The sequence below is a fragment of the Klebsiella sp. HMSC16C06 genome, from assembly GCF_001808325.1.
Taxonomy (GTDB): Bacteria; Pseudomonadota; Gammaproteobacteria; order Enterobacterales; family Enterobacteriaceae; genus Klebsiella; species Klebsiella variicola.
The window spans coordinates 84893-98557 of record NZ_KV793011.1 but is presented as its reverse complement, the minus strand read 5'-3'; the positions used below and the strand labels follow the sequence as shown (position 1 = coordinate 98557).

11 protein-coding genes, 1 pseudogene and 1 riboswitch are annotated in these 13665 nt (G+C 57.5%); of the genes and pseudogenes, 3 read left to right on the top strand and 9 right to left on the bottom strand.

Features of this window, described 5'->3' with window-relative positions:
- Nucleotides 1–82 precede the first annotated feature (82 nt).
- Nucleotides 83–185: riboswitch (yybP-ykoY riboswitch) on the bottom strand.
- Between the two features lie 199 nt (nucleotides 186–384).
- From HMPREF3142_RS17805 to manX, 4 genes are all read right to left on the bottom strand, one after another.
- Nucleotides 385–843 (bottom strand): DUF986 family protein, encoded by a 459-nt coding sequence (locus HMPREF3142_RS17805; protein WP_008804288.1) that lies wholly within the window; start codon nucleotides 841–843, stop codon nucleotides 385–387.
- A gap of 62 nt (nucleotides 844–905) precedes the next feature.
- A complete protein-coding gene (locus HMPREF3142_RS17800; protein ID WP_004145526.1) occupies nucleotides 906–1757 on the bottom strand; it encodes a PTS mannose transporter subunit IID in 852 nt (283 codons plus the stop codon).
- Between the two features lie 12 nt (nucleotides 1758–1769).
- Complete coding sequence (locus HMPREF3142_RS17795; RefSeq protein ID WP_004203359.1) at nucleotides 1770–2570, bottom strand: PTS mannose/fructose/sorbose transporter subunit IIC; 801 nt, start codon at nucleotides 2568–2570, stop codon at nucleotides 1770–1772.
- Nucleotides 2571–2626: 56 nt separating this feature from the next.
- Nucleotides 2627–3598, bottom strand: a complete 972-nt coding sequence (manX, locus tag HMPREF3142_RS17790; RefSeq protein WP_008804289.1) for a PTS mannose transporter subunit IIAB — start codon at nucleotides 3596–3598, stop codon at nucleotides 2627–2629.
- A gap of 446 nt (nucleotides 3599–4044) precedes the next feature.
- Between manX and yoaE the strand changes: the two genes are divergently transcribed.
- A complete protein-coding gene (gene yoaE / locus HMPREF3142_RS17785; protein ID WP_070612264.1) occupies nucleotides 4045–5604 on the top strand; it encodes a CNNM family cation transport protein YoaE in 1560 nt (519 codons plus the stop codon).
- A gap of 33 nt (nucleotides 5605–5637) precedes the next feature.
- On the opposite strand, the gene HMPREF3142_RS17780 is transcribed toward yoaE, so the two are convergent.
- The 4 genes and pseudogenes from HMPREF3142_RS17780 to pabB form a co-directional block, all read right to left on the bottom strand.
- Nucleotides 5638–7209, bottom strand: coding sequence for an EAL domain-containing protein (locus tag HMPREF3142_RS17780; protein WP_044613568.1), 1572 nt, complete (start codon nucleotides 7207–7209; stop codon nucleotides 5638–5640).
- A gap of 182 nt (nucleotides 7210–7391) precedes the next feature.
- Nucleotides 7392–8756 carry an L-serine ammonia-lyase gene (gene sdaA / locus HMPREF3142_RS17775; RefSeq protein ID WP_004151445.1) on the bottom strand — a complete coding sequence of 455 codons (1365 nt, stop codon included), beginning with the start codon at nucleotides 8754–8756 and terminating at the stop codon, nucleotides 7392–7394.
- A gap of 162 nt (nucleotides 8757–8918) precedes the next feature.
- The gene (locus tag HMPREF3142_RS17770) at nucleotides 8919–9497 is read right to left on the bottom strand and encodes a CoA pyrophosphatase (RefSeq protein ID WP_008804292.1); all 579 of its coding nucleotides are present in this window, start codon (nucleotides 9495–9497) and stop codon (nucleotides 8919–8921) included.
- Between the two features lie 3 nt (nucleotides 9498–9500).
- A pseudogene (pabB, locus tag HMPREF3142_RS17765) lies at nucleotides 9501–10856 on the bottom strand (aminodeoxychorismate synthase component 1).
- An 88-nt stretch (nucleotides 10857–10944) separates the two neighbouring features.
- Between pabB and HMPREF3142_RS17760 the strand changes: the two are divergent.
- Nucleotides 10945–11148 (top strand): YoaH family protein, encoded by a 204-nt coding sequence (locus tag HMPREF3142_RS17760; RefSeq protein ID WP_008804294.1) that lies wholly within the window; start codon nucleotides 10945–10947, stop codon nucleotides 11146–11148.
- Here HMPREF3142_RS17760 and HMPREF3142_RS17755 read toward each other — a convergent pair whose 3' ends face one another.
- The gene (locus tag HMPREF3142_RS17755) at nucleotides 11149–11493 is read right to left on the bottom strand and encodes a RidA family protein (RefSeq protein WP_002910910.1); all 345 of its coding nucleotides are present in this window, start codon (nucleotides 11491–11493) and stop codon (nucleotides 11149–11151) included.
- A 131-nt stretch (nucleotides 11494–11624) separates the two neighbouring features.
- On the opposite strand from HMPREF3142_RS17755, the gene HMPREF3142_RS17750 reads away from it, so the two are divergent.
- Nucleotides 11625–13535, top strand: a complete 1911-nt coding sequence (locus HMPREF3142_RS17750) for an ATP-dependent DNA helicase (RefSeq protein WP_008804295.1) — start codon at nucleotides 11625–11627, stop codon at nucleotides 13533–13535.
- Nucleotides 13536–13665 lie beyond the last annotated feature (130 nt).

Genomic DNA, 13665 nt, shown 5'->3' with positions numbered 1-13665 from the left:
ATCGCTGCCCCCAGTAAATATACGCGGAGCCGCTCAATGGCTGAGCAATACGTACAGCAGTGATGTATCTATGGTCTCGCCTGATTGAATCACTTCAACCCGTACGTGCCACGTTTTGCAACGAGTATGTTGACACGTACATTTCCTGGCAAACAGGAAATCGGCTACTCCCCAACGACGGGCGCAACCTTAACATATTTTTAGAATATAAAACAATAACAGAAGACGGCTATTTTAATAACCAAATGATAACGATTTTCATTTAAATTTATAAGTAAATAAATAGTTAATAAAAAAGGGAAGAGGAGGCAGGGGAAATATAGCCATGGCTATATGTTTTTCCAGAGAAAAACTGGAAAATATAGCGCTGGCTATATTTATAACTCATTGAGTTGAAACGAGAAGTTTGTAGATTTTCTCCAGGTCGTCGATATTTCGTACGCGAATAAGCAGCCGCCGTTGCTCTAATTGCATCACCAGCACGCCGTCCTCGGATAAATTCATCTCTTTAATTCGCTGATATTCTATCCACACGTTGGCGAAGAAAAAACCGCGCGGTTTAAAAATGATTTTCGGCGTACGGATCCAGAATAAATAGAGACCCATCAGCGCCAGGGCAGATAATAGCCAGGTGGTGATCGGGGTGCCGTGCTGGGTAATGTTGTTATAGATCAGAATGGCGGTGAGGCCGACAAAGATCAGACCGTCAACGCGACTGCGGCGAAGCAGGGGGATGGCCAGCAGCACCGGGCCGTTCCGCCTCGGCATAATGAACTGGTCATACACCGCGTAGGCCAGTAGCGCAAGGATAAACAGGATGATCACCAGGTCCGTGAATGTCATTGCTTTGCGTTCCTCCTGATAAAAAAAAGCCGGGGGCAAGCCCCCGGCGTACAACCTGGAAATTACAGACCCAGCAGGCCGACAGCGTAGCCCGCGATACCGATGACGAAGAAGCCAACGATGATCCACAGTGGGTTAACTTTCTTGCGCAGCAGCCACATACAGGCGAAGGTCAACAGCAGCGGTACCAGGCCCGGCATCAACTGGTCGAGGATGGTTTGCACCGTGGTGACGTGAACCTGTCCGTCAGAACCGGTGATTTTTGACACCACCATCGGAATATTCACGTGCGTCCACTTGTTAACCAGCGCCCCCATGACAAACAGGCCGAGGATTGACGCCCCCTCAGTCAGTTTCTGCAGGAAACCGCCGCCCATATCTTTAACGATGTCCACGCCTTTGCGGTAACCATAGGCGACGCCATAGTAACGGGTCAGCAGACGCACTGCGTTGAACAGGATAAAGAACAGCAGAGGACCGAGCAGGCTACCGCTCATCGCGATCCCAGCGCCTAAGGCCGCGAACACCGGACGCACGGTACCCCAGAAGATCGGGTCGCCGACGCCGGCCAGCGGCCCCATCAGACCGACTTTGATGCCGTTGATGGCGCCATCGTCAATCTCTGCGCCATTGGCGCGCTGCTCTTCCATCGCCAGGGTTACGCCCAGTACCGGAGCGGCAACGTAAGGATGGGTGTTGAAGAACTCAAGGTGACGTTTAATCGCCTGCTTACGCGCATCATTGTTCTCCGGGTACAGGCGACGGATTGCCGGAACCATAGAGAAGCAGAAGCCCAGCGCCTGCATACGTTCGAAGTTCCATGACCCCTGGAACAGGTTAGAACGAATGAACACGCCACGAATATCACTCTGAGTGAGTTTTTTCTCGGTGGTATTTTTAGTCATATCAACCATTTCGCTCACCTGTTAGTCCAGTTCGTTATCGAGATCGTTGTTACCAGCCGCCTGAGCCGGCGCACCGGCGACGCGGTTATATTTCGGGCTCAGCTGGATGTAGAGGATAGCCATGACCGCACCAATCACACCCAGGGCTACCAGGTTGAAGTTGGTGAAGGCGGCGGTGACGAAGCCGAGGTAGAAGAACGGCATCAGGTAGCCTGCGCGCATCATGTTGATGACCATCGCATAACCGACAACCACGATCATACCGCCGGCGATGTTCAGACCGCTGGTGACCACTTCAGGGATCGCGTTCAGCAGGCCCTGGACTTCGCTGGTACCGACGGAAATGGCGACGATGACGGCCGGGATAGCGATACGCATCGCCTGCAGGAACAAGGACGAGACGTGCAACCACGACAGGGCGGTCAGGTTGCCATTCTCCGCCGCTTTATCTGCCGCGTGCTGGAAGGCTACGGTGATGGTACGAACGATAATGGTCAGCACCTGGCCTGCCGCCGCCAGCGGGATAGCCAGCGCGATACCGGCACCGATGCTCTGATGGCCGGCAATAACCAGAACGGTGGAAATAATGGACGCCAGCGCGGCATCAGGTGCAACCGCCGCACCGATGTTCATCCAACCCAGAGCGATCATTTCCAGCGTACCGCCGATGATAATACCGGTTTTCATATCGCCGAGAACGGCACCGATCAGCGTACAAGCGACCAGAGGACGGTGGAACTGAAATTCATCAAGCACCGACTCCATACCCGCAATACACGCGACGATGAACACCAGCACAATCTGAAGAAGGGTAATCTCCATTGTACTTCTCCTGTTGATTAAGTCTTAAAGTGAAAACTGGGGCGCGATCGGCCGGGTTATTTATCAACCTTGGCGATCAGATCCATCATTTTCAGTTTCGGGTCGGTGGACACTTTACGTGCCTCCAGCTCGATACCGCGTGCGTTCAGCTTGTTAAACGCCTCAATATCTTTGGCATCGACCGAAATCGCGTTGTTAACCTGGGTTTTGCCCTGGCGGAACGCCATACCACCGATGTTGACGCTGGTAATTTTCACGCCGCCCTCGACGATACGCTCAACGTCGGTCGGGTTAGTAAACAGCAGCATGACGCGCTGCCCGGCGTACATCGGGTTGTTGTAAACGCGGATCATTTTGGCGACGTCCACCACGTGGGCGGTGACGCCCGGTGGTGCAACCTGGGTCAGCAGGGTTTTGCGCACCGTATCCGCGGCCACTTCGTCGCTGACGACGATGATGCGGGTGACGTTGGTCTCTTTGGTCCAGCGGGTGGCGACCTGACCATGGATCAGGCGGTCGTCAATGCGCGCGAGGCCAATCACCATGTAGTCGTTCGGGCCCATCGGTTTGGCCGGCGCGGCGGCTTTTGGCGCCGCGGCAGGGGCTGGCGCGGGAGCCGCTTTTTCCACCGGTTTGGCCTTCAGCGCTTTCACGCCTTCGCTACCGGTCTCCACCGCTAAGGCGACCAGTTCATCAAACGAAGGGTCATCATCGCGGGCCATGAAGGTTTCCACCAGCATCGGGATGTTGACGCCAGCGATAACTTCGTAATGCTCTTTATCGACGACAATGCGGCTCGCAGCGTTGAACGGGCTGCCTCCCCATGTATCGACGAGAAATAGCACGCCTTTACTGGTATCCAGTTTTGCCAACTGGGCATTGTATTTCTCGATCAGCGTTTCGGCGTTTTCACCCGGAACGAAATCGATCCAGCCAACGTTTTCCTGCTCGCCCAACAGCATCTCTGCTGTTTTCAGCAGCTGTTCTGCAGCCCAACCATGTGTGCCTATTACAATAGCAATCGTCACTTGCTACCTCCTTTATTATCGTGAATGCATCATCTGCTTTGATACATCCTGAATCACTCTTGAGGACAAAATCGATTCAGTTAGGGTGTAAGATAGAAAATAGTTACTACCGCGAATTATTTTAGACAGTGAAAAAATAATTAATGTGATGAAGATCCGTTAATCAGGCATCGCCTGGTAATAATTTTGCAGCGCAAAAAATAGCCTTAGTTATTGCAAATTCAGGTAAATTTTTTCCAATTTCGATCTATATTTTGCTATGTTTAACTTCCGTTTAATTACTCAGGAGTATAGGGCATAGCCCGCAGTATGGACCGTCATCGACGTCTTTTCACTTTCTGGCACCTGGTTGCCACCTCCACGCATCACGCTTTTCTCTCAGCACCTATTGTCGCGCCCATGCATGACATGGCGATGACTCAGCTTGCCGCTAACCGGAGTCGTACATGGAATTGTTAATGGATCCCTCAATCTGGGCTGGCCTGTTGACGCTTATCGTTCTGGAGATTGTGCTCGGTATCGACAACCTGGTGTTTATTGCCATCCTGGCGGACAAACTGCCGCCGAAGCAGCGCGATAAAGCGCGACTGATCGGCCTGTCGCTGGCGCTGGTGATGCGCCTGGGGCTGCTGTCGGTGATCTCCTGGATGGTGACCCTGACGAAGCCGCTGATTACTATCGCTGATTTATCCTTTTCCGGGCGCGACCTTATCATGCTGCTCGGCGGGATCTTCTTGCTGTTTAAGGCGACGACTGAACTGCATGAGCGGCTGGAAAACCGCCAGCACGATAGCGGTCACGGTAAAGGGTATGCCAGTTTCTGGGTGGTGGTACTGCAGATCGTGGTGCTGGACGCCGTCTTCTCTCTGGATGCGGTGATCACGGCGGTCGGGATGGTTAACCATCTGCCGGTGATGATGGCGGCGGTGGTGATCGCCATGATCATGATGCTGCTGGCGTCGAAGCCATTGACGCACTTTGTCAACCAGCACCCGACGGTGGTGGTGCTCTGTCTGAGCTTCCTGTTGATGATCGGCCTGAGCCTGGTGGCGGAAGGGTTTGGCTTCCATATTCCGAAAGGGTATCTGTACGCGGCGATCGGTTTCTCGATCATCATCGAGTTCTTTAACCAGGTGGCGCGACGCAACTTTGTCCGACATCAGTCGACGCTGCCGCTGCGTGCCCGTACCGCGGATGCGATCCTGCGCCTGATGGGCGGCCGGAAACAGACCTCCGTCAGCCATGACGCCGACAGCCCGGCAGCCATACCGGTGCCGGAAGGGGCGTTTGCCGAAGAAGAACGTTACATGATTAACGGCGTGCTGACGCTGGCCCAGCGCTCCCTGCGCGGTATTATGACCCCGCGCGGTGAAATCAGCTGGGTCGACGCCGAACAGAGTGATGACGAAATTCGTCGTCAGCTGCTCTCGTCGCCGCACAGTCTGTTCCCGGTCTGCCGCGGAGAGCTGGATGAAATCATCGGTATCGTGCGGGCGAAAGAGTTGCTGGTGGCCCTTGAGGCGGGCGAAAACGTTGCGGCGCTGGCCTCTGCCTCCCCGGCGATTGTCGTCCCGGAAACGCTGGACCCGATCAATCTGCTCGGCGTTCTGCGCCGCGCGCGCGGCAGCTTTGTCATCGTGACCAACGAGTTTGGCATGGTACAGGGGCTGGTGACGCCGCTGGACGTCCTGGAAGCCATCGCCGGTGAATTCCCGGATGCCGATGAGACGCCGGAGATCGTCATTGACGGCGATGGCTGGCTGATCAAAGGCTCGACCGACCTGCATGCGCTGCAGCAGGCGCTTGGACTGGATGCGCTGGTCAATGAAGATGAGGATATTGCCACGGTGGCCGGGTTGGTGATCGCTGTCAATGGCCATATCCCGCGCATTGGCGACACCGTGTCGCTACCGCCGCTGCAGTTTACCGTGGTGGAAGCGAATGATTACCGGGTCGACCTGGTCCGCGCGGTGGTCACCCGTCCGCTGAGCGACGAAGAAGAGTAATTGCCCTGCTCGTCGGCCCCTGTGGCCGGCGAGCTATTCTCCCCCCTCGCTTTTCTGCCCCTCTCTGTCTGCCAGCCACGCCGGAAACGCCTCTATCGGCATCGGCCGGGCATAATAAAATCCCTGCAGCACATCGACGCCGTGGCCCCGGAGATAGCTTTCCTGCTCCAGCGTCTCCACCCCTTCGGCCACGGTAACGATATTCAGACGGTCGGCGAGGGCTATAATAATATCCGTCACCGTGGCATTGACGCTGTCTATTCCGACGGAACTGGTAAACGAGCGGTCGATCTTCAGCACGTCCGGCCGCAGTTTTTCCAGCCACGAGAGCGAGCTGTTACCGGTGCCAAAATCATCTATCGCCAGCTGGACCCCTTTTAAATGCAAATGTTCGGCCATGTGCTGGTCGCCATCCTGCAGGACATCACGTTCGGTGAGTTCAACCACCAGCTGTTGTACCGGATTGACGCTAAACCAGTAATTGTGCAGGTCATGCAGCAGCAAACCGTGTGCAAAGTGACGGGCAGCGACATTAATCGCGATATGAAAATGCGGCTCGCTGGGGAAGGCGTCCAGGCGGCGGGCGGTTTCGGCGATCACATAGCGGGTGAGGGGAATAATCAGATTGTCCCCTTCGGCGATGGGAATAAATACCTCGGGCGAAATCTCGCCGCGGCGGGGGTTGTTCCAGCGCAGCAGGATCTCCACCCCGCAGCAGCGTCCGCTGCGCGCATCCTGCAGCGGCTGGCACCAGAGGGTAAATTCCCGGGCAGTGATGCCGAGACTTATCTCTCGCGAGAAACTCATTCTGCCGGCGGTGGCCAGCCAGGCGATGCCGGTCATCAACAGGCTGAAGATGAGGGCCAGCGGCAGCTCACCGGGCAGCTCCTCCAGCGCGATAGTCGCGGCGCCCGGACCGTTAATATTGATGGTAAAGGGAAATTCTGTGGAGCGCTGGCGATAAATCACCGACGCTTGCGGGGCGTGCGCTTTGTCAATCAGGCCGAGTCCGCTGATAAAATAATGGTCGCCGACCTGCAGGCTGACGTCGCTGATCAGGGGCGATTTTTCTTTAAGAATTAAGGTTCCCAGCAGTTCGATATTGACAATTAACATCACGCCGTCGAAGCCGCTTTCCGAGGCCGGATACCACTGGATCAGCACCGGTGTGCCTTTGAGCAGCGAATTGTCGGTAGAAAAGAGCAGTAAGGGGTGGCGTGCCGGAAGCGCGGGCTGCAGTTGGTGCAGATCCGCCTGTCGTTGCCCAAAGATACTGGAACAGTAGATCATCCCTGACGCCACCAGCGCGACGGAGCGGACCGTCTGCAGCGAGGCCGCCATTTTGCGTAGCGTAAGATGAATATCCATGCAGGGTTTGTCGACCAGGGAGAGTAGCGTCGCCCGCTCTGCGCTCAGCGGACGTAGGATGTTATCCAGCGCCGTGACCCGCTGGCTGGCGGCAGTGCGAATGTACTCTTCATTTACGCTACGCTGTGAAATAAATCGGATAGCTAAGGTGGTACCCAGGGTTAGCAGGGCTACCAGCAGGCAGACAATAATGCGTTTGCGACGATAGGCCGTAATGACTTTTTGTGCAGTCTGCATGTGCGACACCCTGTCGACAGGACGAGTGGTTAAGCGTGGCTTATTTAATAGAGCAATTGTAGTGGCAGAATATCGCCAGGTATAGAAAAAAGAAAATGCGCCGTTGAAGGCGCATCAGGGAGATTTCAGTCACCAGGGTTATCCCCCTGCGCGCTTTGCGGGCGCAGGGGGTGACGAACAGTTTAGTCACACTGAACTTTAATCGCCAGGCCGCCGCGGGAGGTTTCGCGGTACTTGGCGTTCATGTCTTTACCGGTTTCGTACATGGTCTCGATCACTTTGTCGAGCGAGACGCGCGGTTCGCTGGTACGGCGCATCGCCATTCGCGCGGCGTTGATTGCCTTGACGGAGGCGATGGCGTTACGTTCAATGCATGGCACTTGCACCTGGCCGGCGACCGGGTCGCAGGTCAGGCCGAGGTTGTGTTCCATGCCGATCTCCGCCGCCACGCAAACCTGTTCCGGGCTGGCGCCGAGCAGTTCAGCCAGGCCCGCCGCCGCCATCGAGCAGGCAACGCCTACTTCACCCTGACAGCCGACTTCCGCTCCGGAAATGGAGGCATTCATCTTGTACAGCGCGCCGATCGCCCCGCAGGCCATAAAGTAGCGGATATAAATTTCCGGGCTGACGGATTCGATAAAGTGGTCGTAATAGGCGAGTACCGCCGGAACGATGCCGCAGGCGCCGTTGGTCGGCGCGGTCACCACGCGACCGCCGGCGGCGTTCTCTTCATTGACCGCCAGTGCGAACATATTGACCCAGTCAACGACATTCATTGGATCGCTGGAGAGCTTATCGCTGGCCACCAGCAGACGACGCAGCGCCGAGGCGCGACGCGGCACGCGCAGCGGACCAGGCAGCACGCCTTCGGTGTTCATCCCGCGGTCGATACAGGCGCGCATGGTCTGCCAGACGTTGGCGAAATAGTCCTCGATCTCTTTTTTGCTGTGCAGCGCCAGCTCGTTTTGCATCACCATCCCGGAGAGCGACAGGCCGGTCTCTTTACAATACGCCAGCATTTCCTGCGCCGATTTAAACGGGTAGGGCACCTGCAATTCGTTGGCGTTTTCTTTGCCGAAGTGCTCTTCATCGACGATAAAGCCGCCGCCAATCGAGTAATAGGTCTTGCAGTAGATCTCTTTCTCGCCGGCCCAGGCATGAATGGTCATGCCGTTTTCGTGCAGCGGCAGGTTGTCGCTGCGAAAACGCATGCCGTCATCCGCCGGGAAGTCGACCTCGTGCTGGCCGTTGGCCAGCAGCAGTCGGCCGCGCGCCTCGACGTCACGGATAAATGCCGGGATCGCGTCAATATCGACCGTATCGGGCTGATTGCCCGCCAGTCCCATGATAATGGCGATGTCCGTATGGTGGCCTTTGCCGGTTAATGACAGCGAGCCGTAGACGTCAACCGCCACACGGGTCACCGCATTAAGCAATCCTTTTTCGACCAGGTCATCGACGAACTGTTTACCGGCCTTCATCGGGCCAACAGTGTGGGAAGATGAGGGACCAATCCCCACCTTGAACATGTCGAATAGACTAATCACGATAATACTCCTGACAGGGTTACCGCGGGTGCGGTAACGATGTAATAACTGCGCATAGTGTAAGAGGGAAGCGCGCTGCCAGTTGAACTATTCACATGAATTAAACTAATGGATAACCGCGATTTTACTAATAGTGAGAGCGCCCTCTCATAATCAGTATAGCTAAGGTCGAGCGCCTATCTGCAACGCCAGCTCGCGAATGATCCCGGCGGTCATTCCCCAGACAAAATAATGCTGGTACCAGGAGAGCCAGACGCGGTGATCGTTGCCCCGACGGTGGATGTCGAGCGGATGGTAGCGCCCCAGACGCAGGGCTTCGGCGAGGGGCATCTCAAATACTGCGGAGACTTCGTCCTGGCTGGCATGATAGTGCAGATTGGGGGGGATAATGCCCACCACCGGCGTCACCTGAAAACCGGTGACGCTGTCCACTGGCGGCAGAACGCCGATCACCTCGACGGCTTCCGGCGGGATCGCGACTTCTTCCTGGGCTTCGCGCAGGGCGGCGGCGATAAGCGTCGCATCGGTATTATCTACCGCGCCGCCGGGAAAGGCGACCTGACCGGCGTGCTTGCGCAGCAACGGCGAACGCTGGGTCAGCAGCAGGCCGGGCTGCGGCCGGCGCACGATCGGCACCAGCACCGCCGCCTGCCGCTGATTGAGCGCATGGCGCGAAGGCTGGGGGCGCAGCAGCTGGAAGCGGGACAGAAAATCATCCAGATTGAGGGCGTGGTCCGCCATGGTCTAGTTCTCCAGTTGGTGCAGGATACGATTAACTTTATCAAAAGTTTCCTGATATTCCGCATCTTCCTCGCTGTCCGCGACGATACCGCCTCCAGCGGAGCAATACAGTTGCCCCTGCCAGGCCGTCAGGGTGCGAATGGTGATGCTGGTATCCATATTGCCGCAATAGCTCAGGTAGCCAATGCTCCCGCACCAGGCGTTACGTCGCTGAGGTTCCAGTTCATCGATAATCTCCATCGCCCGGACCTTCGGGGCGCCAGTGATAGACCCCCCGGGGAAGGCGGCGCGCAGCAGATCGCTGGCGTGCAGCATCGCCGGTAAGCGGGCGGTGATGGTGCTGACCAGATGATGGACCGCCGGGAACGGCTCCACCACGAACAGCTCGGGTACCCGCACGCTGCCCGGCACGGCGACGCGGCCGATGTCGTTGCGCATCAGGTCGACAATCATTAAATTCTCGGCGCGGTCTTTCGGGGAGTTCGCCAGCTTCTCAGCCTGCCGCGCATCTTCCTGCGGCGAATCGAGCCGTGGCAGGGTGCCTTTTATCGGGCGCGTCTAGATCTCTCCCTGGCGCAACTGAATAAAGCGCTCCGGCGACAGGCTTAAAATCGCCCCTTCCTCGAGGCGAATAAAGGCGCTAAAGGGGGCGCGGTTGGCGGTATTCAGCTGGCGGAAGGCCTGCCATTCATCACCGACGTAGCGGGCCTGAAAACGCTGGGCGAGGTTGACCTGATAGCAGTCGCCGCTGTGCAGATAGGCCTGCACCTGGCGAAATTTCTCGCCGTACTGCTGGCGGCTCATATTTGACTGCCAGGCAGAGGTCAGGGCGAAAGGTTTCATCGCCGGACGGGATTGCGCCTGCAGCCACTGCAGGCGCTGCTGCGGATCGTCATAGCTGAGCAGCGAAATTTGCTGGCGCTGATGGTCGACAATCAGCGCCCAGTCATAGATCCCCACCGCCATATCCGGCAGCGCGATATCGGCCTGGGCGTGCGAAGGGAGACGCTCAAAGCGACGGCCCAGATCGTACCCGAATAGTCCCAGCGCGCCGCCAAGAAACGGCAGATCGTCACGGGGCTGCGGCGTGAACGGCTGACGATCCAACTGCTGTTGAAGCAGTTGCAGCGGATCTTCCGCGGAGACAAAAGCGGTTTCGCCGTCATCGACCCACGTCTGTTCACCGCGCGTCAGCAGCGTGGCGCGCGGGGCAGCTACCAGAATATCAAAGCGGTTATGCGGATGGTCGGCAAAGCCGGAATGCAGCAGCATCGCCCAGGGAAGGGCGCTTAACGGCGCAAAATAGTGTTCGGCCGCATCCGGGCGCCAGGGAAGGGTAATAATCGCGGGGGACAACATCTTTCTCGATCCTGAACGTTGCCGTCCCTCTGGCGTAGGCGGGGACGGCGTGAAATAATTACGCCCCACAATGTAGCAGGAGTAAAAGATGTTTGCAGGTTTACCTTCGCTGAGCCACGAGCAACAGCAAAAAGCGGTCGAACGTATCCATGAGCTAATGGCCCAGGGGATGAGCAGCGGCCAGGCGATTGCCCTGGTGGCGGAAGAGCTGCGCGCAACGCATACCGGCGAGCAGATCGTCGCGCGCTTTGAAGATGAGGATGAAGATCAAGACGAAGATGAGGACGACTAATTACACCGCGGCGATAATTTTGATCTCAACTTTATACTGCGGGTTCATCAGCGTCGCTTCCACCGTGCAGCGCACCGGGGCGTGACCGGCCACCACCCACGCGTCCCAGGCTTTATTCATCGCCGCAAAGTCGCTTTTATCGGCGAGGAAGATGGTGGCGTCAAGAATACGCGACTTGTCGCTGCCCTGTTTTTCCAGCACCGCGTCAATCTGCGCCAGGGTATTGGCGGTCTGCTCGAAGGCGTCGGCATCAAGATTTGCCGGCACGCCGGTGTAGTACAGGGTCTGGTTGTGGATCACCACGTCTGACCAACGGGCTTCGGCATCAATACGCGTAATTGTCATTTCTTTTTCCTCTTTGAGCATTCCATTCGGCTGCGGCAAGACTGCCATAATGTTCCGCTCGCGTCACTACCTGGACTGGCGAAACGCCGTCCTCCCTGACATAATCACTGTCCAAATAACCAGGGGGCAATGTGATCGACGATTTTGCAGCAGACGGCCAGTTAGCCAAAGCCATACCGGGATTTAAGCCGCGCGAGCCGCAGCGCCAGATGGCGAAAGCGGTGAGCGAAGCGATTGAGGCCTCCCGACCGCTGGTGGTGGAAGCGGGGACCGGAACCGGTAAAACCTACGCTTACCTGGCGCCTGCGCTGCGGGCGAAAAAAAAGGTGATTATCTCCACCGGCTCGAAAGCGCTGCAGGATCAGCTCTATAGCCGCGATCTGCCCACCGTCGCCAAGGCGCTCAAATTCACCGGTAAACTGGCGCTGCTTAAAGGGCGCTCCAACTACCTGTGCCTTGAACGTCTTGAGCAGCAGGCGCTGGCGGGCGGCGATCTGCCGGTACAAACCCTCAGCGATGTGATCCTCCTGCGCTCCTGGTCGAATCAAACCCAGGATGGCGATATCAGCACTTGCGCCAGCGTCGCGGAAGACTCCCAGGCCTGGCCGCTGGTCACCAGCACCAACGATAACTGTCTCGGTAGCGACTGCCCACTGTATAAAGATTGCTTCGTGGTGAAGGCGCGTAAAAAAGCGATGGACGCCGACGTGGTGGTGGTCAACCATCACCTGTTCCTGGCCGATATGGTGGTCAAAGAGAGCGGCTTTGCCGAGCTGATCCCCGAGGCGGAAGTGATGATCTTCGATGAAGCCCATCAGTTGCCGGATATCGCCAGTCAGTACTTTGGTCAGTCGCTCTCCAGCCGCCAGCTGCTGGATCTGGCGAAAGACATCACCATTGCCTACCGCACCGAACTGAAAGACACCCAGCAGTTGCAAAAATGCGCCGACCGGCTGGCGCAAAGCGCTCAGGATTTTCGCCTGCAGCTGGGGGATCCCGGCTATCGCGGCAATCTGCGCGAACTGCTGGCGGATAGCCACATTCAGCGCGCGCTGCTGCTGCTCGATGACGCGCTCGAGCTATGCTATGACGTCGCCAAACTTTCGCTGGGCCGCTCGGCGCTGCTCGATGCCGCCTTTGAGCGCGCCACCCTCTATCGCGGGCGCTTAAAGCGGCTGAAAGAGATTAACCAGCCGGGCTACAGCTACTGGTATGAGTGCACCTCGCGCCACTTTACTCTCGCCCTGACGCCGTTGACCGTGGCCGAGAAGTTTAAAGAGGTGATGGCGCAGAAGTCGGGAAGCTGGATCTTTACCTCGGCGACGCTGTCAGTCAACGACGATCTGCATCACTTCACTGCCCGGCTGGGGATCGACGAGGCGCAGTCCCTGCTGTTGCCGAGCCCCTTTGATTATCAACATCAGGCGCTGCTCTGCGTGCCGCGCAATCTGCCGCTGCCGAACCAGCCTGGCGCGGCGCGCCACCTGGCGGCGATGCTCAAGCCGCTGATCGAGGCCAACGACGGCCGCTGCTTTATGCTGTGTACCTCGCACGCCATGATGCGCGATCTGGCGGAGCAGTTCCGCGCCACCATGACGCTACCGGTGTTGCTGCAGGGGGAAACCAGCAAAGGCCAACTGCTGCAGCAATTCGTCAGCGCCGGCAACGCCCTGCTGGTGGCCACCAGCAGCTTCTGGGAAGGGGTCGACGTGCGCGGTGATGCGCTGTCGCTGGTGATTATCGATAAGCTGCCGTTTACTTCGCCGGACGACCCGCTGCTGAAAGCGCGCATGGAAGATTGTCGGCTGCGCGGCGGCGATCCGTTCGATGAAGTACAGCTCCCGGAAGCCGTCATCACCCTCAAACAGGGGGTGGGGCGTCTGATCCGCGATATCGACGATCGCGGGGTGCTGGTGATCTGCGACAACCGGCTGGTGATGCGCCCCTACGGCGCGGTGTTCCTGGCCAGCCTGCCGCCCGCGCCGCGGACCCGCGATATCCGCCGGGCGGTGCGCTTCCTCGCCGTGCCGCCGGCAAGGTAATCCGCACTAAAATGTGTTAAGCTGCGCGCCATTTTGTTAATTAGCGGTTCCCAATAGACTTCGGGCGGTATGGCGGCGGGTTGGCCGTTTGCCGGAAAACAGGCTGCCTGAAGGCCTGAACTATGTAACG

Excerpts from the sequence above, each read along its gene's own strand:
- HMPREF3142_RS17805 (WP_008804288.1), bottom strand. The coding sequence starts at position 843 with ATGACATTCACGGACCTGGTGATCATCCTGTTTATCCTTGCGCTACTG.
- HMPREF3142_RS17800 (WP_004145526.1), bottom strand. The coding sequence starts at position 1,757 with ATGGTTGATATGACTAAAAATACCACCGAGAAAAAACTCACTCAGAGT.
- HMPREF3142_RS17795 (WP_004203359.1), bottom strand. The coding sequence starts at position 2,570 with ATGGAGATTACCCTTCTTCAGATTGTGCTGGTGTTCATCGTCGCGTGT.
- yoaE (WP_070612264.1), top strand. The coding sequence starts at position 4,045 with ATGGAATTGTTAATGGATCCCTCAATCTGGGCTGGCCTGTTGACGCTT.
- HMPREF3142_RS17780 (WP_044613568.1), bottom strand. The coding sequence starts at position 7,209 with ATGCAGACTGCACAAAAAGTCATTACGGCCTATCGTCGCAAACGCATT.
- HMPREF3142_RS17770 (WP_008804292.1), bottom strand. The coding sequence starts at position 9,497 with ATGGCGGACCACGCCCTCAATCTGGATGATTTTCTGTCCCGCTTCCAG.
- HMPREF3142_RS17760 (WP_008804294.1), top strand. The coding sequence starts at position 10,945 with ATGTTTGCAGGTTTACCTTCGCTGAGCCACGAGCAACAGCAAAAAGCG.
- HMPREF3142_RS17755 (WP_002910910.1), bottom strand. The coding sequence starts at position 11,493 with ATGACAATTACGCGTATTGATGCCGAAGCCCGTTGGTCAGACGTGGTG.